This is a genomic window from Pseudocitrobacter sp. RIT415, from assembly GCF_003057695.2.
Classification (GTDB): domain Bacteria; phylum Pseudomonadota; class Gammaproteobacteria; order Enterobacterales; family Enterobacteriaceae; genus Pseudocitrobacter; species Pseudocitrobacter faecalis.
This window is the reverse complement of the sequence record NZ_QBJC02000001.1, coordinates 442,389-465,314: the sequence shown is the minus strand read 5'-3', so window position 1 is coordinate 465,314 and position 22,926 is coordinate 442,389. Positions and strand designations below refer to the sequence as shown.

Genomic DNA, 22,926 nt, shown 5'->3' with positions numbered 1-22,926 from the left:
CTGTTTTCAGCCTTTTTTGCTTAGCAGAGGCTAACCAAAAGGGGTTGAAATCGCAATTTTTCGGCTGGGGTGCCTTGCATGTCGATATGTCTTAAACCGGGTAAAATTATCGTTCTGATTAGCTTACTGACGGCTATTTTTCTGTCGGATTTTGCACAGGCTAATACTGCCTGGCAGATGTACCCCGAATCTACAGGTGAATTTAATGGCTCTGCCCCGCTTGCCGACAGCGCCAGTGTACCGATTTACCAGGGTAGTATTCAGCTCTCTCCAGAGGAAGAACATGATGTTGCTTTTAGCGCGAAGCCGGGAGATTTCAGCGTCGACGCAACAGCAAGCAACATGATTTTACTTAACCCGCGCGATATCGAAGGCGATCGCTTTTCTACACCTCCCGCCCTGCGCTGGGAGAATCAGACGCTTCCCGCTGTGTCACTGGTCTGGGCCGACGCCACCACGCCTGATGTACCGTTAGATCCCCAGCCTCGCGTGGATCGCTCATTCTGCGCACAAAACCTGGCGGGACGGAAACTTGTTGCAATCCCTCAATTTGATTCAAGCCAAACGCTACCGGTACTGGCTCTGTTTACCGTTACCGGCGTACCAAATAAGGGTACGGTTTTGTTAAGCGAGAAGCAGGTGACGCTCAATATTGCGGCTGCAAAGGGCGATTTAGTCACGGTGAGTGCGACGGGATATGATGACACGCTGAAGGCGGCAAAGGCTAAGGTTGGCGACACCATTACGCTCACGGTGACAACCTACGACTGCGCGGGAAACGTTGCGGGCAATCTCCCCTTTATCATTAAACGCGGTGATGCGAAAAACCGCCAGGATGCAGTGAATAACACTGGCCCAGTGGTTGTCGAGACCACCGAACTGAGCACCACGGCAACGGAATATCATGGCACCACGAATGCCAGCGGCATAGCAACCCTCCGCGTGACGCAGCCCCGCGGCCCGGGGACAAAAACGTCGCTTACCGTCAGTTTGCCTGGTATTTCCCAATTCAGCGAGACGGCGGTTATTTTTACCGTCCTCACTAGCCCGGACATCCCCCAGGCCAATATGTGGGGCCATATGGCGGAGACGGTAAAGGCTCAGGAGTATACTTTCACCCGTCCGAAACTGGCGGCGGAGGTCTCTAATGAAGACGGCACGGTTATCGATCATAACGAAACCTGGTCGACGTTTGCCTGGATCGGGGCCGATAATCACTGCGATATTCTGCCGGGTATGCGCCAGTTCGGCGCACTGGCGACGGTGATCCCCACTTCCATTCAGGAAGTGCTGGGCTGGCCGATGCAGGGGGATTATTACTGGTCGTCACTCGCCGGTATGACCGGCCAGCACCATGCGGCGGACGTTTCCAACCGTAGCGAAACGCAACAGCCTGATAACGCAAAGTTTTTGGTGAGTTGTGTGGATAAGGAAGCGCCGGAAGTTGACCCTGAACTGACCTTAACCCCAGAACATTTTGATTCGGACTTACAGGCCGTAAAAGTAGCGGTTGGCGATGAAACCACCATGGTGTTGACCATTACCGATAAAAAAGAAAATAACCAACCGCTGCCGTACTACTATTTCACGCTGCACCTGGATAACGGCGTCAACCGTAAGGGCGAAACCAATGCTGAGTGGGAAGCGCATCCGGTGCAGATAACCGGCAACAGCGATTTGCGAAAAGTGGATTCGCATAACTATGAGGGCATCACCGATGTTAACGGCCAGGCGACGCTGGTGCTGAGCAACTCTGGTGGGGCGGGGGTGAAAACGCGCATTACGGCACAAATGCGCAGTAATTTTACCGCCTCTGACGCGAAAGACGTGATTTTTACCGTTGTCAGCAGCCCGGACGTGCCGCAGGCCCGCATGTGGGGGCATATGGGCAACGGTATCATTGCAAGAGGCAACCTGTTCAAACGCCCGCGCCTCGCGGAAGAAACGGCGAATGAAGTTGGCTCTGTGCGGGAACACAATGAAGATTGGGCCTTGTTTGATCAGGGAAGCAGCATGGTGGCAGAGTGCGGGGAAGGCCAAATCCCGGCTAAAAGCTCGCTGCAAAGCCTCTATTCCGCAAACCCGGGTAATGCCATTGCCACCGAATACGGTTGGCCAACGGCAAATAATGATTATCTGAGCGCGGTGGAAAAACCTGACTCTCATGATTCGGTTGATCTGAGCAACGGCAACATTGATAGCTATTCCGGTCTGAAAACAAATTACCTTACCTGTTCTGCCAACGAACTGGTGTCGCGCGTCGTGGTGACGACGGACAAGAATGTCGAAACAGGTTCGACGGTAGCGAAAGCGAAGGTGGGAGAAAAAATCACCATGACGGTGCGTACCGTCAATGCATCCAACGATGAGCCTGTCCCTTTTACCGATTTTACCATTACTAAAGATATTGGCCTCAACCGGGCCGGGAAGGCTGCGGGTTATACGGATCCCTCTAATGGCGCGCTGACGATGAACGGCGTGCAGTATGGCGCTTCGCAGCCTTCAGCGGTCTATTCCGGTATTACGGACGCGCAGGGCGTCGCGACAGTGGTTATTGAGCAGCCGCAGGGCGTTGGGTTAAGAACGCCGCTAATCATAACGCCAATTCATTCAGCCATTCCCAATAGCGTTAAGTTGTATACCGTGTTTACCGTCCCGACCAGCCCGGATGTTATTGGCGCACAGATGTGGGGCCATATGGATGACACGATTACCGTGGATTCCCTGGTTTTCAGGCGTCCAAAACTTGCCGCGGAGGTGGCAAATGAAAAGAGCACGCTTACCGAAAATAACGAGCTCTGGACGCGCGTGGCACAGGCGGATGTCCTGAATACCGATGCAGGCGGCTGCGGAGCCAACATGGTGCCGCGCAGGGCGCAACTGGCTTCACTGTATGACGCTAACAGTAGCAATACGATTCAAACTGTACACGGCTGGCCGACCCAACGAGAGGAGTACTGGAGCAGTACCCCCGCCGATAAAACGCCGCATCTGTTTGTCGAATGGCTGAATAATGGTTCGCTGGTAACCAATAATACCGCGCCAGCCTATATGAGCTGTCTCGCTACGGCGAATGCTCCGGCGGCCAGCATCACGCTGGAAGTGGTGGATCAAGCGCAGTGGAATAGCTCGCTTAATGCCGCGAAGCTAAAAAAAGGCGAAGCTTTGCAGCTTAAGGTCACGGTGAAAGACGCGGCGGGCAACCCGATGCCGGAGATGCCGTTTACCATCAACCGTGGTGATGGTTTTACCCGTCAGAAAGAGAAACATATCGCAGGCAGCGGCGATGGTATTGTCTCCTCAGTCGTTGTTAATGGCGAAGCACTGAATGACACGGCCGCTACGTTTGCAGGTATCACCGACAGTAATGGTTCGAAAACATTGACTATCACGCGTCCGGATACCCATGGCACCAAAACGGCAATCATCGCGGGGCTCTATTTCGACCCAACAATTCAGGCTTCTATGGACACCATTTTTACTGTAGTCACCAGCCCGGACTCCGATAAGGCGAAAATGTGGGGCCATATGCCGGAAACATTGTCAGCAGGCGGGCTGACGTTCAGACGTCCACTCCTTTTTGCGGAGTTAACAGGCAGCCCCGCCACCGATCGTAAATCGCCTGAGGAGGATAATGAATCCTGGGCATTGTTTACTGAAGCGCAGGCTGCAAGTACTAACGACAATGGTTGTGGCGAAAGTTTTATTCCTTCCGAGGAGGCTCTGCTGACGCTTGCCGGCAGTTGGGAAGGGCATATAGTTGACGGCTGGCCGGTTCTGAAAACATACGACTCCAGTACGCCTGACAAAAACAGTATCGGCGATCGTAAATATAAATTTGTGGATCTCGCCAAAGTCACCAGCAGCAGCGTGCCGTTAACCACAATGGGCTATCTGATGTGCCAGACCACAGAGAATCCGAAGGTGAGCACCATCGAGTTAAGCTCAGCCCAGGCCGCAAAATACGATGATATTGAGGGCGTGAAAGCCAGAACGGATTACAACACTTCAGGGGATCAAATCACGATGACGGTTACAACCCGTGATTCGCTGGGAAATCCCAAAGCTTATGTGCCGTTTACACTGAATCACGGTGTTACGGTGCCTCGTATTATTAATGACACAAACAAAGGCTACATCACCAATCAGGGTAAGTCGATTTATGTCCTGGATAGTTACAATAACTCAAGCGGTTATTTTAGCGACAACAATAAGTATTACAGCATGACCGGTGCTGACGGTACGGTTACCTTTATTCTGCGCCAGATATATAAGGGAAACGGAACGCGTATCCCGTTGACGGCGCAAATTGATGACGGCAGTGGGAGAACGTCGAATACCCTGAGCGCGATTTTCACCGTTATTACCAGCCCGGACGTCAGTGTGGCAAATATGTGGGGGCATATGCCAGAAACAGTGACGGCGGCCGACGGCAGCGTATTAGAACGTCCAAAAATCCGGGCTGAATTCTCTAATCCATCGGGGGTGACCAGCAAGATTATCAACAATGAGACCTGGATCATGCCGACGGTAAATGAGCACAATGGTCAAGTTCAGGCGTGTGACGAGTCGCGTTATCCGACGTCTGACCAGCTCGTCTCGCTCTATCATCGCTACCCTAACGGTACGATGATGGAGCAAACGGGCTGGCCGGTGCAGCCATCAAGCTACGACTGGTGGGCGCTTGATACTGATTGTAAGTACAGTAGTGTGAATGGCAGCGCAAGATGCAGGTCTGTGGATTTGTATAACGGTCAGATTCATGAGAATGATCGAAGCCGCGCATTCCAGGTTTGTCTGCTGAACCCTAACGCCTCGGTGTCTACCGTAACGCTCACCTCAACGGCGTTCGACGCGGGTACTCAGGCGGCGAAAGTTAAGAAGGGTGAAGCGATGCCGGTTACCGTGACGGTCAAAGACAGCGCCGGAAAACCGGTGTCGAACGTGGCTTTTACCCTGAAACGCGGCGACGCTATGCCGCGCAATCCGGGGGCGATACTGTACGGAAATGTCGACGAGATGGACGATTTGACGGTTCAGCCGCCATCGGGTGGCGTGACGACGCTCGCCGCTAACGGTAATTCGATACAGGGCACCACAGGCTCTGACGGCACGGCGACGTTTATGATTAAACAGGACAATACCCCGGGTTATAAAACGCCGCTGACGGTAACACGGGACAATAACACCGGTATTGCCGCCACGATGGATGTCATTTTCACCGTGGTAACCAGCCCGGATGTGGCGAGTGCGAACTTCTGGGGGCATATGAGTGATACGGCGACGGAAAATGGCAAGACGCTGCAACGACCATTGTTGAAGTCGGAATTGCCGTCGAACGAATTTGCAGCAGCTACGCCGGAGGTGAATAACGAAATCTGGGCGCTGGCACATACTGTCGATAAAAATAAATGGGATATTGCCCGGCAGTGCGGCACGTTGGATAAGGCACCGGAATATGAGGATTTACAGGCGCTGCATTCGCGCTTTAACGCTCTGGGATGGCCAACGTCCCCCAGCTTCCCGTATTTATCGCGCAGCCGCTCGGGTACTCTCTATTGCGGGATTGTTGGCACCACCGGCGCGCAGGACTGCGGTATCATGCCGGGGAGTACACCGGGATTTGCAACCTGCTTCCAGTAATATTTATGTCGCATCCGGCCTAACAGTGGTTCCTGTGCCGGATGCGATGTAGAGAGATATGACCAGGCTTATGGATTCGTTGTTTTCTTACGTGACTTCCGCGTGCGGGTGACGGCGCTGACCTGGCTTATCACCACGCCATCATTCAGTCGAGTCGTCAGGGTATCGCCTGCTTTTACCTGCTTCACCTGTTTTAGCACCGCCCCGTCCGCGGCACTGGTAACGCTATATCCGCGTGCGAGGGTTGAGAGCGGGCTTACCGCTTCGAGGTGCGTGACCGCATTACCAAAGCGTTCGCGCGTGGCGCTGAGTTGGGCGCGAAGAGAGTCTGCAAGGCGAAACTCAACTTGTTGAATGCGCGTTTGTGCGCGATGGATCCGCGGTTGCGGATTTTGATTATTCAGGCGCTGGCTAAGGCGTTGCTGTTGCTGACCCGCCCGCTTTAACTGGTTTTCCAGCGCAAAACGCATCCGCTTCTGCAGACGTTCGAGTGTGGTCTGCTGACGCGCCAGCCTTAATTGTGGATGCTGCTGTTGTAGCCGATGATGAATCTGTGTGAAGCGTCGCGTGCGGTTGGCGAGGTAATAATCCATTGCCATTTCCAGACGCTGCTGCGCAGATTGCACCTGACGCAACAATTCTTGCTGATTGCGGCTCACGACCTCGGCGGCCGCAGACGGTGTGGGCGCGCGCAAATCGGCCACAAAGTCGGCAATGGTCACATCCGTTTCATGCCCAACAGCGCTGACCACCGGGATGCGGCTGGCAAAAATCGCCCGCGCGACCCGTTCGTCGTTAAAGCTCCATAAATCTTCCAGCGAGCCGCCCCCGCGTCCAACAATTAACACATCGCACTCGTTGCGCAGGTTCGCCAGCTCAATGGCGCGAACGATTTGCCCTGGTGCATCATCGCCCTGAACGGCAGTAGGGTAAATAATCACCGGCAGGGAAGGGTCGCGACGTTTTAACACGTGCAAAATATCGTGCAGCGCTGCGCCCGTTTTTGAAGTGATGACACCCACACAGTGCGCAGGAGAGGGAAGCGATTTCTTCAGTTGCTGGTCGAACAACCCTTCTGCCTGCAGCTTCGCTTTAAGCTGTTCGTACTTTTGTTGCAACAAACCTTCACCGGCAGGTTGCATGCTCTCGACGATTATCTGGTAGTCGCCGCGCGGCTCGTAGAGCGTAATATTGGCGCGAACTAAAACCTGTTGCCCGTGCTGCGGGCGAAAGGTCACCCGGCGATTGCTGTTGCGGAACATTGCACAGCGCACCTGGGCGGTATCGTCTTTGAGGGTAAAGTACCAGTGCCCGGAAGAGGGCTGGCTAAAGTTAGAAATTTCGCCGCTGATCCACACTTGTCCCATCTCCTGCTCAAGCAGCAAACGGACGGTCTGATTCAGGCGACTAACCGTAAAAATTGCAGGGGATTGAGATGGTAACATGTGAGCGAGATCAAACTTTAAATCAGCAGGTTATTCAATCGATAGTAACGTGCTGACCGGGGAGCGCAAGCATTATTTGCAAAAAAAGGTGGATGCAACCGATTACGCTCTGTATAATGCCACGGCAATATTTATTAACCACTCTGGTCGAGATATTGCCCATGCTACGTATCGCTAAAGAAGCTCTGACGTTTGACGACGTCCTCCTTGTTCCCGCTCATTCCACCGTTCTGCCGAATACTGCTGACCTCAGCACCCAACTGACGAAAACTATTCGCCTGAATATTCCTATGCTCTCTGCGGCAATGGACACCGTGACTGAAGCTCGCCTGGCTATCGCGCTGGCGCAGGAAGGCGGCATCGGCTTTATCCACAAAAACATGTCTATCGAGCGTCAGGCTGAAGAAGTGAAGCGCGTGAAGAAACATGAATCCGGTATTGTCACCGACCCGCAGACCGTTCTGCCGACCACGACGCTTCGCGAAGTGAAAGAGCTGACCGAGCGCAACGGTTTTGCCGGTTACCCGGTTGTGACCGAAGATTATGAGCTGGTGGGGATCATCACCGGTCGTGATGTGCGTTTCGTGACAGACCTCAGCCAGCCGGTCAGCGTTTACATGACGCCGAAAGAGCGTCTGGTTACTGTGCGTGAAGGTGAAACCCGCGAAGTGGTTCTGGCGAAAATGCACGAAAAACGCGTTGAAAAAGCGCTGGTTGTTGACGATAGCTTCCATCTGCGCGGCATGATCACCGTTAAAGATTTCCAGAAAGCAGAACGTAAACCGAATGCCTGTAAAGACGAACATGGCCGTCTGCGCGTAGGCGCGGCGGTTGGCGCGGGCGCGGGCAACGAAGAGCGTGTTGATGCGCTGGTTGCCGCAGGCGTTGACGTCCTGCTGATTGACTCCTCACACGGCCACTCCGAAGGCGTTCTGCAACGTATTCGTGAAACCCGTGCAAAATATCCTGACCTGCAAATCATCGGCGGTAACGTTGCAACGGGCGCAGGCGCTCGCGCACTGGCTGAGGCGGGTTGCAGCGCGGTTAAAGTAGGTATCGGTCCAGGCTCCATCTGTACTACCCGTATTGTTACCGGTGTAGGTGTTCCGCAGATCACCGCGGTTTCCGACGCGGTTGAAGCGCTGGAAGGCACCGGTATCCCGGTTATCGCCGACGGCGGTATTCGCTTCTCCGGTGATATCGCGAAAGCCATCGCCGCAGGTGCAGCCGCCGTTATGGTCGGTTCCATGCTGGCCGGTACCGAAGAATCCCCGGGTGAAATTGAGCTCTACCAGGGCCGTTCTTACAAGTCTTATCGTGGGATGGGCTCCCTGGGCGCGATGTCCAAAGGGTCTTCTGACCGTTACTTCCAGAGCGATAACGCTGCCGACAAACTGGTACCGGAAGGTATCGAAGGCCGCGTGGCTTACAAAGGTCGCCTGAAAGAGATCATCCACCAGCAGATGGGCGGCCTGCGCTCCTGTATGGGCCTGACCGGTTGTGGTACGATTGACCTGCTGCGTACTAAAGCTGAATTCGTACGCATCAGCGGTGCGGGCATTCAGGAAAGCCACGTTCACGACGTGACCATCACTAAAGAATCCCCGAACTACCGTCTGGGTTCCTGATTTTCTTCGCCCGACTCCGCGTCGGGCGATTTATTTACTCTGTTTCACTTGCCTCGGAACAATCGTCAAATGACAGACAATATTCATAAGCATCGCATTCTTATTCTCGATTTCGGTTCTCAGTACACCCAACTGGTTGCTCGTCGTGTACGTGAGCTGGGCGTCTACTGTGAGCTGTGGGCGTGGGATGTTACTGAAGCACAAATCCGTGAATTCAATCCAAGCGGCATCATTCTTTCCGGCGGCCCGGAAAGCACCACTGAAGAAAACAGCCCGCGTGCACCGCAGTATGTCTTCGAAGCGGGCGTACCGGTATTCGGTGTGTGCTATGGCATGCAGACCATGGCCATGCAGCTTGGCGGCCATGTGGAAGGCTCTTCTGAGCGTGAATTCGGCTACGCGCAGGTTGAAGTGCTGACCGACAGCGCGCTGGTGCGCGGTATCGAAGACTCCCTGACGCCGGAAGGCAAACCGCTGCTGGATGTCTGGATGAGCCACGGCGACAAAGTCACCGCGATCCCGGCTGACTTCGTCACTGTTGCCAGCACTGAAACCTGTCCGTTCGCGATTATGGCGAACGAAGAAAAACGCTTCTACGGCGTGCAGTTCCACCCGGAAGTGACTCATACCCGTCAGGGCATGCGTATGCTTGAGCGTTTTGTTCGCGATATCTGCCAGTGTGAAGCGCTGTGGACACCGGCAAAAATTATCGACGACGCTGTAGCCCGCATCCGCGAGCAGGTTGGCGATGACAAAGTGATTCTCGGCCTCTCCGGCGGCGTGGATTCGTCTGTCACCGCGATGTTGCTGCACCGCGCAATCGGCAAAAACCTGACCTGTGTCTTTGTCGATAACGGCCTGCTGCGTCTGAATGAAGCGCAGCAGGTGATGGACATGTTTGGCGACCATTTTGGCCTGAATATTGTTCACGTTGAAGGCGAGCAACGCTTCCTCGACGCACTGGCTGGCGAGAATGACCCGGAAGCGAAACGTAAAATCATCGGTCGCGTTTTCGTTGAAGTTTTCGACGAAGAAGCGCTGAAACTGGAAGATGTGAAATGGCTTGCGCAGGGCACTATCTATCCAGACGTTATCGAATCTGCGGCCTCTGCCACCGGTAAAGCACACGTCATCAAATCTCACCACAACGTGGGCGGCCTGCCGAAAGAGATGAAGATGGGCCTGGTCGAACCGCTGCGCGAACTGTTCAAAGATGAAGTGCGTAAAATTGGCCTGGAACTCGGCCTGCCGTACGACATGCTCTACCGTCATCCGTTCCCGGGGCCGGGCCTTGGTGTTCGCGTGCTGGGCGAAGTGAAGAAAGAGTACTGCGACCTGCTGCGTCGTGCGGATGCTATCTTCATTGAAGAACTGCACAAAGCTGACCTGTACAACAAAGTGAGCCAGGCGTTCACCGTGTTCCTGCCGGTTCGTTCCGTAGGCGTTATGGGCGATGGCCGTAAGTACGACTGGGTTGTTTCCCTGCGCGCCGTCGAAACCATCGACTTTATGACCGCACACTGGGCGCACCTGCCGTATGACTTCCTGGGCCGCGTGTCCAACCGCATTATCAACGAAGTGAACGGCATTTCCCGCGTGGTGTATGACATCAGCGGTAAGCCGCCAGCAACGATCGAGTGGGAATAATTATTCCTGCCCTGATACGGTAAAGTAATTTGAAACCCGCTTAACGGCGGGTTTTTTTATTTACAGCAACTGAAATGAAAAACGCAGGCTAAATCAATGGCGAGAAGAATATTGTACGAATAATCCTGATTGGGAGAGTACAAGGGGAAAAAACGCAGGATTACGGACACCATAATGTGTCAGTCAGCTCGTACAGGCGCCTCAACCGTCAGGTTCGTTGATTGTGATTCTTTTTTATCCTGATGATGATGCCACGCGCCGATAGAGGAGTAGACGAAACGCCCAAGGAAGAACATCAAACTGATGAGTAGTATGATTCGAATCATTCGACCGTTGAAATGGTGTCGTTTTCGCATACTGGTAGCCTGGCTCACAAAGGGGTCCTTTCACAATACCCTCAAACGGGGCGATGTCTACATTAAGGCATAGGGAATCATCGGGGTCAATCAAAGGCAATGTAAAAAAACGTCAAATGAAACATTAATTAATGTTATATAAGATAATAATGCTATTTACAAAATCCATTAATTAATCTGCCCCACCGCAAAAAAATGAAACTTTATGTTTTTATGCGCCTTATTTGTTGATTTGTATCAAGTGCTAAAGCCTGTTCACCTCTAGAATTCCCAGTCCGAACCGCATGGTGACTTACTTTGCGGGCCACTAAGCCAGGTTGGATGCCTGTCTGAATATACCCAGCAGGATTTGGGATATCCTTAGAGCATCTATGTATTTCTGTAAAACATATAAAAAATATCGTGATTACTGGTGGGCATTACCGCTTGCTTTGCCCTTGATTTTACTGCCAATCATAAAGCTTGCTAATACATATGCATGGATTGATGGAGGCAAGGTATCGCTTTATTACCTGCCGCTGCCGTTCATGCTATGTCTGATGCTTTTTTTTGGCTGGAAAGCGATACCGGGGATAGCGGCAAGTATCTTGCTTTACCTGAGCAAGGATCTCTGTTTCCTTGAGCGAGTCGGTATTGTCCTGCATTTTATTATTCCGCTGGTTCTTGCCTGGGGCGGTTATCGTATTTTTATCCCGCGGCGCCAAATGGTTTCACATGGTGATACGCGGCTGATAGCACATCGCCTGTTCTGGCAAATGTTTTTCCCTGCGACCGTGTTCCAGTTACTGTTTCAGTTCGCAATCTACGTGGGGCTCTATCCCAGCCGCAGTGAGTTTCAGTGGGTATCACCGCTAACGTTACGCAGTCTGATTAACTATCAGTCGCTGCTGGTGAGTTGTTTAACCGGCGTCCCGTTCTGTTACATGCTGATTCGTCTCGCGCGTAATCCTTGTTATATTCGCGGGCTGATTTCGCAGATGCGGCTGGATTTCGATCCAAAAGTAAAGTGGATGGAAGTTGTCGCCTGGCTGGTTGTGCTCTCATTGCTGCTTGGCCTGTTGTTGATGCCTTTGACCAATCAGAGCACCATTTTTAGCACCAACTACACGTTGTCGCTGTTGTTGCCCGTGACGCTGTGGGGAGCGATGCGTTTTGGCTATCGCTTTATCTCGCCGTTGTGGACTGTGCTGCTCATTGTGGCGATTCATTTCCATTATCACTATTTGCCTATTCACCCAGGATATAGCTCTCAACTGGCCATCACTTCATCCAGTTATCTGGTGTTCTCCTTTATCATTGCTTATATCGCTGTGCTGTCGACGCGTGAGCGAACCATCCATGCCAGAGTGCGAAGGATGGCATTCCTCGACCCGGTAGTGCATTTACCCAATCTCCGTGCCCTGAATCGGGCAATTGATGCTGCGCCATGGTCGGTTGTCTGTTTCCTGCGGATGCCCGATCTGGAAGTGTTGGGTCGCCATTATGGCGTGATGCTCCGCATCAACTATAAGCAGAAACTGGCAGAGTGGCTGAGCAAGGTACTTCGGCCAGGGGAAGACGTATATCAGCTTTCAGGACACGATTTGGCGATGCGGTTGAATACTGAAGATTATCAGCAACATATTGCGCGGGTTGATGCCAGAGTGAAGCAATTTCGCTATATCTGGAACGGGATGCCGCTTCAGCCACAGGTCGGGATGAGCTACTGCTACATTCATTCGCCGGTTTCACATCTTTCCCTGTTGCTAGGCGAGTTGAGCACGATTGCCGATTTGTCACTGATTTCTCACCAGCCGGAAAACCTTCAGCGGCGCGGTGCCCTGCATTTGCAGCAGGAACTGAAAGATAAAGTCGCGATGATGCTGCGCGTGCAACAGGCGCTGGAAAACGATCGCTTCTGCCTGATGGCGCAACCGATCGTAAGCATTCGTGGCGATGATTATCATGAAGTGCTGCTGCGGATGATTGGCGATGAAGGGGAACTGATTTCACCCAATGATTTTCTGCCAGTTGCCCATGAATTTGGTATGGCGTCGCGGATTGATTTGTGGGTTCTGGAACATACCCTGCGCTTTATGGATAACAACCGTGAGCAGCACCCTGGTATGCGCCTGTCGGTCAATTTATCGCCTTCTACTGCCTGCGGGTTGGATTTTTCCCAGCAGGTGGCTGATTTACTGGCGAAATACAATATTGAAGCCTGGCAGCTGATTTTTGAAGTCACCGAAAGCCATTCGCTGAGCAACCCGGAGCAGGCTCGTCAGACGTTGGCCGTGCTTCAGGATATGGGATGCCGCGTGGCGATTGACGATTTTGGCACCGGTTATGCGAGCTATGCGCGGCTGAAGCACGTCAGTGCCGATATTCTCAAAATAGACGGAAGCTTTATCCGCAATATTGCGACCAGCAGCCTCGATTACCAAATCGTCGCTTCCATTTGTCATCTGGCGCGGATGAAAAACATGCGGGTGGTGGCGGAGTTTGTCGAAAATGAAGAGATTCGTGAAGCCGCGATATCGCTGGGCATTGATTATCTTCAGGGATATTGCATCGGCAAACCAGTGCCTCTGGAGGAACTGGCTGCCGAGCCTTCACCATTGTCATTAAGCAGCGATTTCCGGTGAACTTTCTTCGGTGATTTTTAACCACCAACCGGAAACACCTTCCCAATATTCCTGCTCTTTTTCCAGATCGAGCAGAACCAGCGCATTCTGGCTAAACCAGCCGTGGGGGAAACAGAGTGTCCAGTGATGGGCCTCTGTTTTCAGCGTCAGTGTCGGTGGCTTGGTCGTGGCCTGACGTTGGTTATTCAGCAGAACCCCCAGACGCAGTAGCTGAATCATCGGCAGGAACTGTTTCTTCTTAAACAGCGTGAAGCGCGGAATATCATCCAGCTTAATGGCCTTACGGTGATAACGCACCAGCGTCGCCATCAACGATTGCTGTTCCTGATTGAACCCAGGCAGGTCACTGTTTTGCAGGATATACGCGGAGTGGCGATGCATACCGCTGTGATTAATATTCAGCCCGACCTCATGCAGCAAAGATGCCCATTGCAGCAGAGCCGCAAGCTGCGGGTGTCCCAGTTTCGGGTTTTGCGCCAGCCACTGTTCATACATATGCGTAGTGGTTTCCAGTACGCGCTGCGCCTGTTCACGGTCAATATTGTACTGGTTTGCCAGACTTTGCGCCGTACGGCTACGGACATCCTGATGGCGGAAACGACCTTCCATTTCATACAGCACACCTTCGCGTAGCGCGCCATCGGACAAACGCAGCTCTTTGATTGCCAGTGAGTCAAAAACGCCACACAGAATCGCCAGACCGGGCACAAACACGTTTTTACGCTCTTCGGAAAGACCCGGCAGGCTTAGCGCCGAAAAGTTCTTACACTTCAGCACGCCTTCAACCAGCATCTCCAGACGTTCCGGGGTGATGAAACCATCTTTTTCCCCCATTTCGATCAGCACTTCATGGGCGGCTTTAATCGTGCCTGACGCGCCCAGCGCCACATTCCAGCCCTGAATACGATATTGCCAGGAGAGTGTCTCCAGTTTTTGTACCGCCGCCAGACGGGCGCGCTGGAAGCTTTCCCGGGTAATCACTCCGCCCGGGAAGAATTGCTGCGCAAAGCTAACGCAACCCATGCGACGGCTTTCAACCAGCTTGGGTTCGAAATCTTCGCCGATTACCAGCTCTGTCGAGCCGCCGCCAATATCCAGCACCAGCTTACGGCCTTTCTCGGGTTGGGTATGCTCAACGCCCATAAAAATCAGACGCGCTTCCTCATTACCCGAAATGATTTCAATTGGATAGGGGATAACTTTTTCAGCACGGGTTAAAAATTCCGTGGCGTTTGCCGCCTGACGCAGGGAGTGTGTGCCGACGATACAGACGCTGGAAGGGGAGAACCCTTGCAGACGCTCAGCAAACAGCGCCAGGCAGTTTAATCCGCGCTCCATCGCTTCTTCGCTAAGCATGTTGTTTTCATCCAGACCATCAGCCAGATGCACGCGCTGCTTCAGGCGGCCAATGATTTGCATCGCGCCGTCAACCACACGGGCGATAACCATATGAAAACTGTTCGAACCAAGGTCGACCGCTGCAAATTCCTGCGGGCGGGGGGCTTTGCTTTTTATGGGCATAGGTTATTCAGGTTGTTCAAGGGATTTTATATAGTCGTAGATCGCCTGCTGGGCCCGCACTTTACGACGGTTACCACGCGGAACATAGCGATTACTCAGCTCTTTATCAATGTAACGTGCTTTGACCGTGTCGCTGAAAAGAATCTCGATAATATCGAGAATGCGTTGTTTCAGCCGCGGATCAAGCAGCGGCGTCGCCACTTCAATTCGGTAGTCAATGTTACGCGTCATCCAGTCGGCGGAAGAGAGGTAAACCTGCTTGTCGCCACCGTTTTCAAAAATATAAACACGGTCATGTTCAAGGAAACGATCAACGATACTGATCACGCGGATGTTATCGCTCAGCCCTTCCAGTTCCGGGATCAGCGAACACATACCACGAATCAGCAGGTTAACTTGTACGCCAGAGCCTGACGCGGCATACAGTCTGTCGACAAGGCCTTTATCTACCAGATTGTTCAGTTTGAGCGTAATGCCCGCTTTCTGGCCGTTTTGCGCGTTAGCGATTTCCCGGTCAATCATCGCGTAGAGCAGACGACGGGAGTTTTGTGGCGATACCATCAGATAATCGAAAGTGACCGGACGGTACGGGTTTTCAATAAAGTTAAAGACCCGACGCACTTCATTGGTAATGCGCGCATCGGCGGTCAGCAACGAGTAGTCGGTGTAGATACGCGCGGTTTTCTCGTTAAAGTTTCCGGTACCAATATGGGCGTAACGCACCACATCTTCGCCCTCTTTACGCGAAATAAGGAACAGCTTGGCGTGAATTTTGAGCCCTGGCGCCGAGAAGATAACGTGAACGCCCGCTTCCGTCAGACGCTTGGCCCAGTGGATGTTGGCCTCTTCATCGAAACGCGCCTGTAATTCCACCACGACCGTCACTTTCTTGCCGTTGTGCGCTGCGTGGATCATCGCATCAATAATGCGGGAATCTTTGGCCACGCGGTAGATGTTGATTTTAATGGCCAGCACGCTCGGGTCGAACGACGCCTGGCGCAGCAGTTCCAGCACATGCTCGAACGTGTGATACGGATAATAGAGCAGCACATCCCGTTCGCGAATGGCATCGAAGCCGTTGCGGAATTTGTCAAACCAGATATGGCGTAAACGCGGCATCGGTTTATTAACCAGATTGGCTTTGCCGACGTTCGGGAAGCCAATGAAGTCTTTAAAGTTGTGATAGCGTCCACCCGGAACGATGGAATCGTAGCGGGAGATGGTGAGCTTTTTACGCAGCATTTCCACCATCGCGTCTGGCATATCGCGTTGATAAACAAAACGCACTGGTTCGGCGGTTAAACGCTGCTTCAGGCTGGAGGACATCAGCTCCATCAGGCTCGATTCCATCTCGTGTACCAGATCGTACTCGGCATCACGGGTCATCTTCATCGAGTAGGCGTTTAAGGCATCGTAATCAAAGAAGCCTTTGAAGATATCATCCAGGCAGTAGCGCAGAATGTTATCCAGAAGGATCATTGGCTTGCGACGTCGCGGCGTTTCAGGCGGCAGATTGACAAAGCGCGGCACTTTATCGGACGGGATTTCCAGCAGCGCATAGTGGGTCTCGTTGCCGCGAATAATCTCTACCGCCAGATAGGTGTAATCGTCTTTCAGGAACTGCACCAGGTCCGTTTCCCGGTTCAGCAGAATCGGGGTAATGTGCTGACGCAACTGGTGTTTAAAGTAATGACGCAGCCAGCTTTGCTGGTTCACAGAAAGCTGACGCTCGTTAATCAGAAAGATTTGATTACGCGCCATTTCCAGCAGCAGTTCGTTGTAGAGGCCGTCGAATTCTTGATCGGCTTTCAGTACGCGGGATTGGATCTTGCCCAACAGATGACGAGAGTGGGCGGTAGAGCCCTGTTCTTCGCTGATGATAATGCGCCGCTTCAGTTCGGCGAAACGCACTTTGTAGAATTCATCCAGGTTATTGGAGTAGATCCCCAGGAAACGCATGCGCTCAATCAGCGGATTGCTTTTATCCGCAGCTTCCTGAAGAACCCGCTCATTGAAGGATAACCAGCTTAGCTCTTTCTCGATATACAGTTTGTCCTGACCCATTACTACTTACACTCCGTTCCATCCACGCGTTATGGCCTGGCTATTATGGCGAGCATTCCAGTTGATTGTCCAACTGTGCCAGAAGAGTATGACACTTATTACGTGATGACAGGGAAAAATCACGGATGTTGTGCCCCGGCAGTGGGCCAGGGCAGGGGATCAGGCGGGAAAATCGGCTTTGGGTAGCTGTTGAGCCAGTTTTGTCAGATAGAGGCGCATACTGCTTAGCAGGCCAGCGGTGTGGCTGCCGTCAGACTTGACGGTTAAATTGCTCATCGACCATATCTGGCGGGTGGATTGTTGATAAATGGCCTCACGCCATGCCTGCAGGAAATAACCTGCCAACGTCGAGGCTACCGCGGTGGCGCAGCGAAACATAACCCGATCAAGCTGGTTACGTGCGACAGGATGCTGTGCCTGTACCAGACGAAGATGCGATTCGAGAAGATCGTGTCGAACTTCGGGTGCCAGTTCGGCAGGCTGCGACATCGCCTGGCAAATTTGCTCCGCCATCCGACGCTTACTGAGCGTATTAATACGGTCAACTGGAATGCAAAGGGTTAAGCCGTGTAATTTCTCCCCCGTGGTCATCACCAGCGGTGCAACCGTGGCGTGGCACTCTTGTTGAAGGCTTAATACGACATTGTCCGGCACGGGGTGATGGCTGGCCTGCAGCGTGTTACTCAGCCACTTCCAGAATTCTGGTTCATCATGGACACTGATCATGATGCCGTAGATGACGGGTTCAGTCGTGCTAAAAAGCATAAGACAACGACGACTCCAGGCGAGACAAACGATTAACGCCGCAACCACCACCGCACCCACAATTTCAAGAATCAGGATGACTGACGGCGACGTTGTGAGAAATTTAATTGACCACGAAAGGAGCAACAATTTGCAGACCAAAATACAAATCAGCGTTAACAGAAAACAGGCGCTATGAAGGAAAGTCGCCAATGCAAGGATAGTCCGAAACCAGTGGAATGAAGGCGCTTGTTCTTCCGGCTCAAGACCGCTGGCGTTAATCGAAATGACCCGCGAACACAGGCGCTGAGCAAAAACACCCGAAAATAGCGTTAATACTGAAAATATAATTGCGAATATTGATATGGGGTGTGAAATATTTATGCAGTTAATGTATTTGCCGAATTTTTCGTTAGCGGCCTGATAAAATTCGATAGTGTTTTGTTTTGAAAGAGAACGCCCCTCCCATTGGTAGGTCTCTTTGTCAGAGGCCTGTGCCAGCACGAATTTTGCTTCCATGTTGTGGATAGATAATGCTGCCTTTTGAATGTGTAAATAGCTTACGCATGAATAAAATAAGAAAAAGACAGGAATAACCCAAACACTTAATAACAACGTCCTGTTTTTAAACATAACCTTATGCCAGATGAAATAATTAATCTGGGGAGAATTAGAGGGGATTTAGTGATGAAAGTCAAAAGTATTATAATATTTTGCTTGCATTATAATTAATAGAGAGCGTTAACGAGGGAAATATTTATTTAATGAATTTCACCACCGTCTGGGACGATGGTGAACAGGATTACTCATCTTCGGAAGCATAACCACTGACCGGCAGTTTTACACCATCCAGCCAGGCGCTGTTTTCACGCATAGCCAGGCGACCTTCGACAAACCAGCTCACCACCAGCGGGTAAATAGCATGTTCCTGAGCCTGAACTCGCGCGGTAATATCGGCCTCGTCGTCACCGTCAAACACGGGGACTTTGGCCTGTAAAATCACCGGCCCGCCGTCCAGCTCTTCGGTGACAAAGTGTACCGAGGTGCCGTGTACAGCATCGCCGTTTTCCAGTACCTGGCGATGCGTATCGAGGCCCGGATATTTCGGCAAAAGGGAAGGGTGGATATTCAGCAAACGCCCCTGATAGTGGCTGACAAACTCGGCGCTCAGAATCCGCATATAGCCTGCCAGCACCACGACATCCGGCGCATAAGCGTCGATTTCGTGCATCAGCTCGCGGTCAAATGCTTCACGGCTAGCATACTGGTTGGCGGTTAACGCATGCTGCGGGATCCCCGCTTCGCGAGCGCGCTCAAGGCCGAACGCATCGGCCTTATTGCTGAATACCGCACGAATGGTGCCCTTTATTCTCTTTTGCGCACAGGCGTCGATGATAGCCTGTAAGTTGCTTCCGTTGCCGGAAATGAGCACCACGATATTTTTCATTATTCGATGACCACACGCTGTTCAGAATCAGTGGCTTTGATATAGCCGATTTTCCACGCGTTTTCACCTTTTTCGTTCATCAGGGCAATGGCTTTATCCGCCTCATCGGCTGCCAGTGCAATCACCATGCCCACGCCACAGTTAAAGGTGCGGTACATTTCATGACGACTGACATTACCTGCGTCCTGCATCCAGTTAAAGATGGCCGGCCACTGCCAGGAAGACTCGTCAATCACTGCCTGAGTGTTGTCCGGCAGGACGCGCGGGATGTTCTCCCAGAAACCGCCGCCGGTCAGGTGGGCGATGGCGTGGACGTCGACGTTTTCGATCAGTTCCAGAATGGATTTCACGTAGATGCGGGTTGGCGCCAGCAGATGGTCGGCGAGCGATTTGCCTTCCAGTTGCGTGGTTTCCGGGTCACAACCGCTGACCTCCACAATTTTGCGCACCAGTGAATAACCGTTAGAGTGCGGGCCGCTGGAGCCCAGCGCGATCAGCACGTCGCCGTCGGTGACTTTTGAACCATCGATGATTTCTGATTTTTCTACTACCCCGACGCAGAAGCCTGCCACATCGTAATCTTCACCGTGGTACATGCCCGGCATTTCTGCCGTCTCGCCGCCCACCAGGGAGCAGCCAGACTGTAAACAGCCTTCCGCGATGCCGTTGATCACGCTGGCCGCGGTGTCGACGTCCAGTTTGCCGGTGGCGTAGTAGTCGAGGAAGAACAGGGGCTCGGCGCCCTGAACGACCAGGTCATTGACACACATGGCGACAAGGTCGATACCAATGGTGTCATGACGTTTTAAATCCATTGCCAGACGCAGTTTGGTGCCAACGCCATCCGTGCCAGAGACCAGCACCGGTTCACGATATTTTTGCGGCAGTGCGCACAATGCGCCGAATCCACCTAATCCACCCATCACTTCCGGGCGACGGGTTTTCTTCACCGTACCCTTGATTCGGTCAACCAGAGCGTTTCCTGCGTCAATATCAACACCGGCATCTTTATAGCTGAGAGAGGTTTTGTCGGTCACTGCTAAGTCTCCACGCGTTTGCGTTAGCAAGAAAAATCGGCGCAATTCTAACAGTCTAAGCAAACGTTTGCGAGCCCATTGTGCATCCATTTTTCAGGGCGCGGATTTATGCCCTTTCACCTAAGAAGATGGTCAAGTTTGATACCGTTCACGAAAATGAAACCGGGTACATTTTTGTCCTTGCATCGGTTGCTTTGAATGCACATGATGCCAATGAAACCGGTTTCTGTTATGCAGGAACGAGCATTAAGCGTGTCGTTTTACCATTCGGGAGGGATGAGAACGATGAGCATTGCAGCATTTGATATTGGCGGCACCGCGTTAAAAATGGGTGTTGTGGACGCGCAGGGGACGATTGTAGAGAAAGGCAAAGCGGCGATCGTCGACAGTGACGGAGACCAAATTTTGCAGGCAATGCTCGACTGGGTTGCCGCGCATCCCCACTGTACCGGCATTGCGATCAGCGCGCCGGGCTATGTTAATCCTCATACCGGGTTTATCGAAATGGGCGGCGCTATCCGTCGCTTCGATAACTTTGCCATGAAAGCATGGCTGGAGGCGAAAACATCGCGCCCGGTTACGGTCGAAAACGATGCCAACTGCGTGCTGCTGGCGGAGCGCTGGCTGGGTAAGGCTACGAAGATGAATGATTTTCTGGTGCTGACTATCGGCACCGGAATCGGCGGCGCGATTTTCTGCAACGGCAAACTGGTTCACGGCAAGCGCTTTCGCGCCGGTGAATTCGGTTACATGTTCACCGATAGACCGGCCTCGCGTCGCGTAACGAATTACACCATGAACACAACCTGTACGCTGCGCGTGCTGCGTAAACGCTACGCGGACAGCCTTGGGCAACCGCTGGAAGCCATCACAGGTGAGGCGGTGTTTGACGCCTATGAAGACGGCGATCGCGCGGCGCATCGTCTGGTCGATGACTTCCTTAATGGCATCGCCACCGGGCTCTATAACCTGGTCAATCTTTTCGACCCTGAAACCATTTTTATTGGCGGCGGCATTATTGAACGCCCGGGATTCCTGGCGCTGCTGCGTGAGCATCTGCGCTGGTTCGGTATCGACGACTTCGTGTGTGCGGCAAGCCAGGGCAACGACGCCGGGCTGCTGGGCGCGGTTTACCATTTCAATCAACAGAACGCGACTGTTTAATGAGGGAAAGTTATGTCTGGATTTAAAGCGGGATTTCTGTGGGGCGGCGCGGTAGCTGCGCATCAGCTGGAAGGCGGCTGGCAGGAAGGTGGGAAAGGCATCAGCGTGGCTGATGTGATGACGGCGGGCGCGCACGGCGTGCCGCGAGAAATCACCGATGGCGTATTGCCCGGCAAAAATTATCCTAATCATGAAGCCATTGATTTCTACCATCGCTACAAAGACGATCTCAAACTGTTTGCCGAGATGGGTTACAAGTGTTTCCGAACCTCTATCGCCTGGACGCGTATTTTTCCAAAAGGCGACGAACGGGAACCCAATGAAGCCGGATTGCAGTTCTATGACGATCTGTTTGATGAGTGCCTGAAGCTCGGCATTGAGCCGGTTATCACCCTATCGCACTTCGAGATGCCGTATCACCTCGTGACTGAATATGGTGGCTGGCGCAACCGTAAACTCATCGACTTTTTTGTGCGTTTTGCAAAGGTTGTCTTCACGCGCTACCAGCACAAAGTGAAGTACTGGATGACCTTCAACGAGATTAATAACCAGGCTAACTTCCATGAGGATTTCGCTCCGTTCACGAACTCCGGGCTGAAATATCAGCCAGGTGAAGATCGCGAGCCGGTAATGTATCAGGCGGCGCACTATGAGCTGGTGGCCAGCGCCCTGGCGGTAAAAGCGGGGCGTGAGATTAATCCGTCGCTGCAAATCGGCTGCATGATTGCCATGTGCCCCATCTATCCGCTGACCTGCGCTCCAAACGATATGATGATGGCGATGAATGCCATGCATCGCCGCTACTGGTTTACCGATGTGCACGTTCGTGGGAAATATCCGCAACATCTGCTGAACTACTTCGAACGTCGCGGATTTGCACTGGATATCACTGAACAAGACAAGCAGGCACTGATGCAGGGCTGTGTCGATTACATCGGCTTTAGCTACTATATGTCGTTTGCCACCAAAGCGACCGACGATAACCCGCAGCTCGATTACGATGAAACCACCAGTCTGGTCTCAAACCCCTACGTACAGAAATCCGACTGGGGCTGGCAGATTGACCCGGTAGGGCTGCGTTACTCGTTGAACTGGTTCTACGATCACTATCAGTTGCCGCTGTTTATCGTCGAAAATGGCTTTGGCGCGATCGACGTGCAGGAGAGCGATGGCTCAGTAAACGACCAGTACCGTATCGATTATCTCGCCGCTCACATTAAAGAGATGAAAAAAGCGGTGGTGGAAGATGGCGTCGACCTGATGGGTTACACCCCATGGGGCTGTATCGATCTGGTCTCTGCCGGGACCGGTGAGATGAAAAAGCGTTACGGCTTTATCTACGTTGATAAAGATAACGAAGGTAATGGCACGCTGGCACGCAGCCGTAAAAAATCTTTCAACTGGTATAAAGACGTGATCGCCACTAATGGTGAAAAGCTGTAACTACGATGAAGCGGTCAACCCTGGTTGGCCGCTTCCCTTGCGAAATACGGCTCAGCGCCGACAATCGTTTCTCTCTTCACATTAACCCCGCCTATGCTTGATCAGCGTCAAGTAAAAAAATGTTGCCGATGAAAAGAATGGCGGTATAATCCGTCGATTTTTT

At 52.5% G+C, this 22,926-nt stretch carries 13 protein-coding genes; 6 read left to right on the top strand and 7 right to left on the bottom strand.

Features of this window, described 5'->3' with window-relative positions:
* Positions 1–78 precede the first annotated feature (78 nt).
* A complete protein-coding gene (locus tag DBY68_RS02075) occupies positions 79–5,643 on the top strand; it encodes a DUF823 domain-containing adhesin (RefSeq protein ID WP_108473407.1) in 5,565 nt (1,854 codons plus the stop codon).
* Positions 5,644–5,711: 68 nt separating this feature from the next.
* Here DBY68_RS02075 and xseA read toward each other — a convergent pair whose 3' ends face one another.
* Positions 5,712–7,088 (bottom strand): exodeoxyribonuclease VII large subunit, encoded by a 1,377-nt coding sequence (gene xseA, locus DBY68_RS02070; RefSeq protein WP_108473408.1) that lies wholly within the window; start codon positions 7,086–7,088, stop codon positions 5,712–5,714.
* Positions 7,089–7,249: 161 nt separating this feature from the next.
* On the opposite strand from xseA, the gene guaB reads away from it, so the two are divergent.
* Together guaB and guaA are read left to right on the top strand one after the other, a co-directional pair.
* On the top strand, positions 7,250–8,716 hold the full coding sequence (gene guaB / locus DBY68_RS02065; RefSeq protein ID WP_108473409.1) for an IMP dehydrogenase: 1,467 nt from the start codon (positions 7,250–7,252) through the stop codon (positions 8,714–8,716).
* A 69-nt stretch (positions 8,717–8,785) separates the two neighbouring features.
* Complete coding sequence (gene guaA / locus DBY68_RS02060; RefSeq protein WP_108473410.1) at positions 8,786–10,363, top strand: glutamine-hydrolyzing GMP synthase; 1,578 nt, start codon at positions 8,786–8,788, stop codon at positions 10,361–10,363.
* 179 nt (positions 10,364–10,542) lie between these two features.
* Here guaA and DBY68_RS23050 read toward each other — a convergent pair whose 3' ends face one another.
* Entirely contained in the window at positions 10,543–10,737 is a 195-nt protein-coding gene (locus DBY68_RS23050; RefSeq protein WP_108473411.1) for a YfgG family protein, read from the bottom strand.
* Positions 10,738–11,090: 353 nt separating this feature from the next.
* On the opposite strand from DBY68_RS23050, the gene DBY68_RS02050 reads away from it, so the two are divergent.
* Complete coding sequence (locus DBY68_RS02050) at positions 11,091–13,343, top strand: EAL domain-containing protein (protein ID WP_108473412.1); 2,253 nt, start codon at positions 11,091–11,093, stop codon at positions 13,341–13,343.
* Here the strand turns inward: DBY68_RS02050 and ppx are convergent.
* The 5 genes from ppx to purM all read right to left on the bottom strand — a co-directional run bounded on the left by ppx (position 13,323) and on the right by purM (position 20,156).
* Positions 13,323–14,864, bottom strand: a complete 1,542-nt coding sequence (gene ppx / locus DBY68_RS02045) for an exopolyphosphatase (protein ID WP_108473413.1) — start codon at positions 14,862–14,864, stop codon at positions 13,323–13,325. The genes DBY68_RS02050 and ppx overlap by 21 nt on opposite strands.
* A gap of 3 nt (positions 14,865–14,867) precedes the next feature.
* Positions 14,868–16,928 (bottom strand): polyphosphate kinase 1, encoded by a 2,061-nt coding sequence (ppk1, locus tag DBY68_RS02040; RefSeq protein WP_108473414.1) that lies wholly within the window; start codon positions 16,926–16,928, stop codon positions 14,868–14,870.
* Positions 16,929–17,087: 159 nt separating this feature from the next.
* A complete protein-coding gene (locus DBY68_RS02035) occupies positions 17,088–18,305 on the bottom strand; it encodes a hypothetical protein (RefSeq protein ID WP_146745428.1) in 1,218 nt (405 codons plus the stop codon).
* A gap of 169 nt (positions 18,306–18,474) precedes the next feature.
* The gene (gene purN, locus DBY68_RS02030; protein WP_108473416.1) at positions 18,475–19,119 is read right to left on the bottom strand and encodes a phosphoribosylglycinamide formyltransferase; all 645 of its coding nucleotides are present in this window, start codon (positions 19,117–19,119) and stop codon (positions 18,475–18,477) included.
* Entirely contained in the window at positions 19,119–20,156 is a 1,038-nt protein-coding gene (gene purM, locus DBY68_RS02025) for a phosphoribosylformylglycinamidine cyclo-ligase (RefSeq protein ID WP_108473417.1), read from the bottom strand. Before purM ends, purN begins: the two co-directional genes overlap by 1 nt.
* 285 nt (positions 20,157–20,441) lie before the next feature.
* On the opposite strand from purM, the gene bglK reads away from it, so the two are divergent.
* Positions 20,442–21,320, top strand: a complete 879-nt coding sequence (gene bglK / locus DBY68_RS02020) for a beta-glucoside kinase BglK (RefSeq protein ID WP_108473418.1) — start codon at positions 20,442–20,444, stop codon at positions 21,318–21,320.
* Positions 21,321–21,332: 12 nt separating this feature from the next.
* The gene (locus tag DBY68_RS02015; RefSeq protein WP_108473419.1) at positions 21,333–22,763 is read left to right on the top strand and encodes a 6-phospho-beta-glucosidase; all 1,431 of its coding nucleotides are present in this window, start codon (positions 21,333–21,335) and stop codon (positions 22,761–22,763) included.
* Positions 22,764–22,926: the final 163 nt, after the last annotated feature.

Coding starts and splice junctions, on each gene's coding strand:
- DBY68_RS02075 (WP_108473407.1), top strand. CDS start 79: ATGTCGATATGTCTTAAACCGGGTAAAATTATCGTTCTGATTAGCTTA.
- xseA (WP_108473408.1), bottom strand. CDS start 7,088: ATGTTACCATCTCAATCCCCTGCAATTTTTACGGTTAGTCGCCTGAAT.
- guaB (WP_108473409.1), top strand. CDS start 7,250: ATGCTACGTATCGCTAAAGAAGCTCTGACGTTTGACGACGTCCTCCTT.
- guaA (WP_108473410.1), top strand. CDS start 8,786: ATGACAGACAATATTCATAAGCATCGCATTCTTATTCTCGATTTCGGT.
- DBY68_RS02050 (WP_108473412.1), top strand. CDS start 11,091: ATGTATTTCTGTAAAACATATAAAAAATATCGTGATTACTGGTGGGCA.
- ppx (WP_108473413.1), bottom strand. CDS start 14,864: ATGCCCATAAAAAGCAAAGCCCCCCGCCCGCAGGAATTTGCAGCGGTC.
- ppk1 (WP_108473414.1), bottom strand. CDS start 16,928: ATGGGTCAGGACAAACTGTATATCGAGAAAGAGCTAAGCTGGTTATCC.
- DBY68_RS02035 (WP_146745428.1), bottom strand. CDS start 18,305: ATGTTTAAAAACAGGACGTTGTTATTAAGTGTTTGGGTTATTCCTGTC.
- purN (WP_108473416.1), bottom strand. CDS start 19,119: ATGAAAAATATCGTGGTGCTCATTTCCGGCAACGGAAGCAACTTACAG.
- bglK (WP_108473418.1), top strand. CDS start 20,442: ATGAGCATTGCAGCATTTGATATTGGCGGCACCGCGTTAAAAATGGGT.
- DBY68_RS02015 (WP_108473419.1), top strand. CDS start 21,333: ATGTCTGGATTTAAAGCGGGATTTCTGTGGGGCGGCGCGGTAGCTGCG.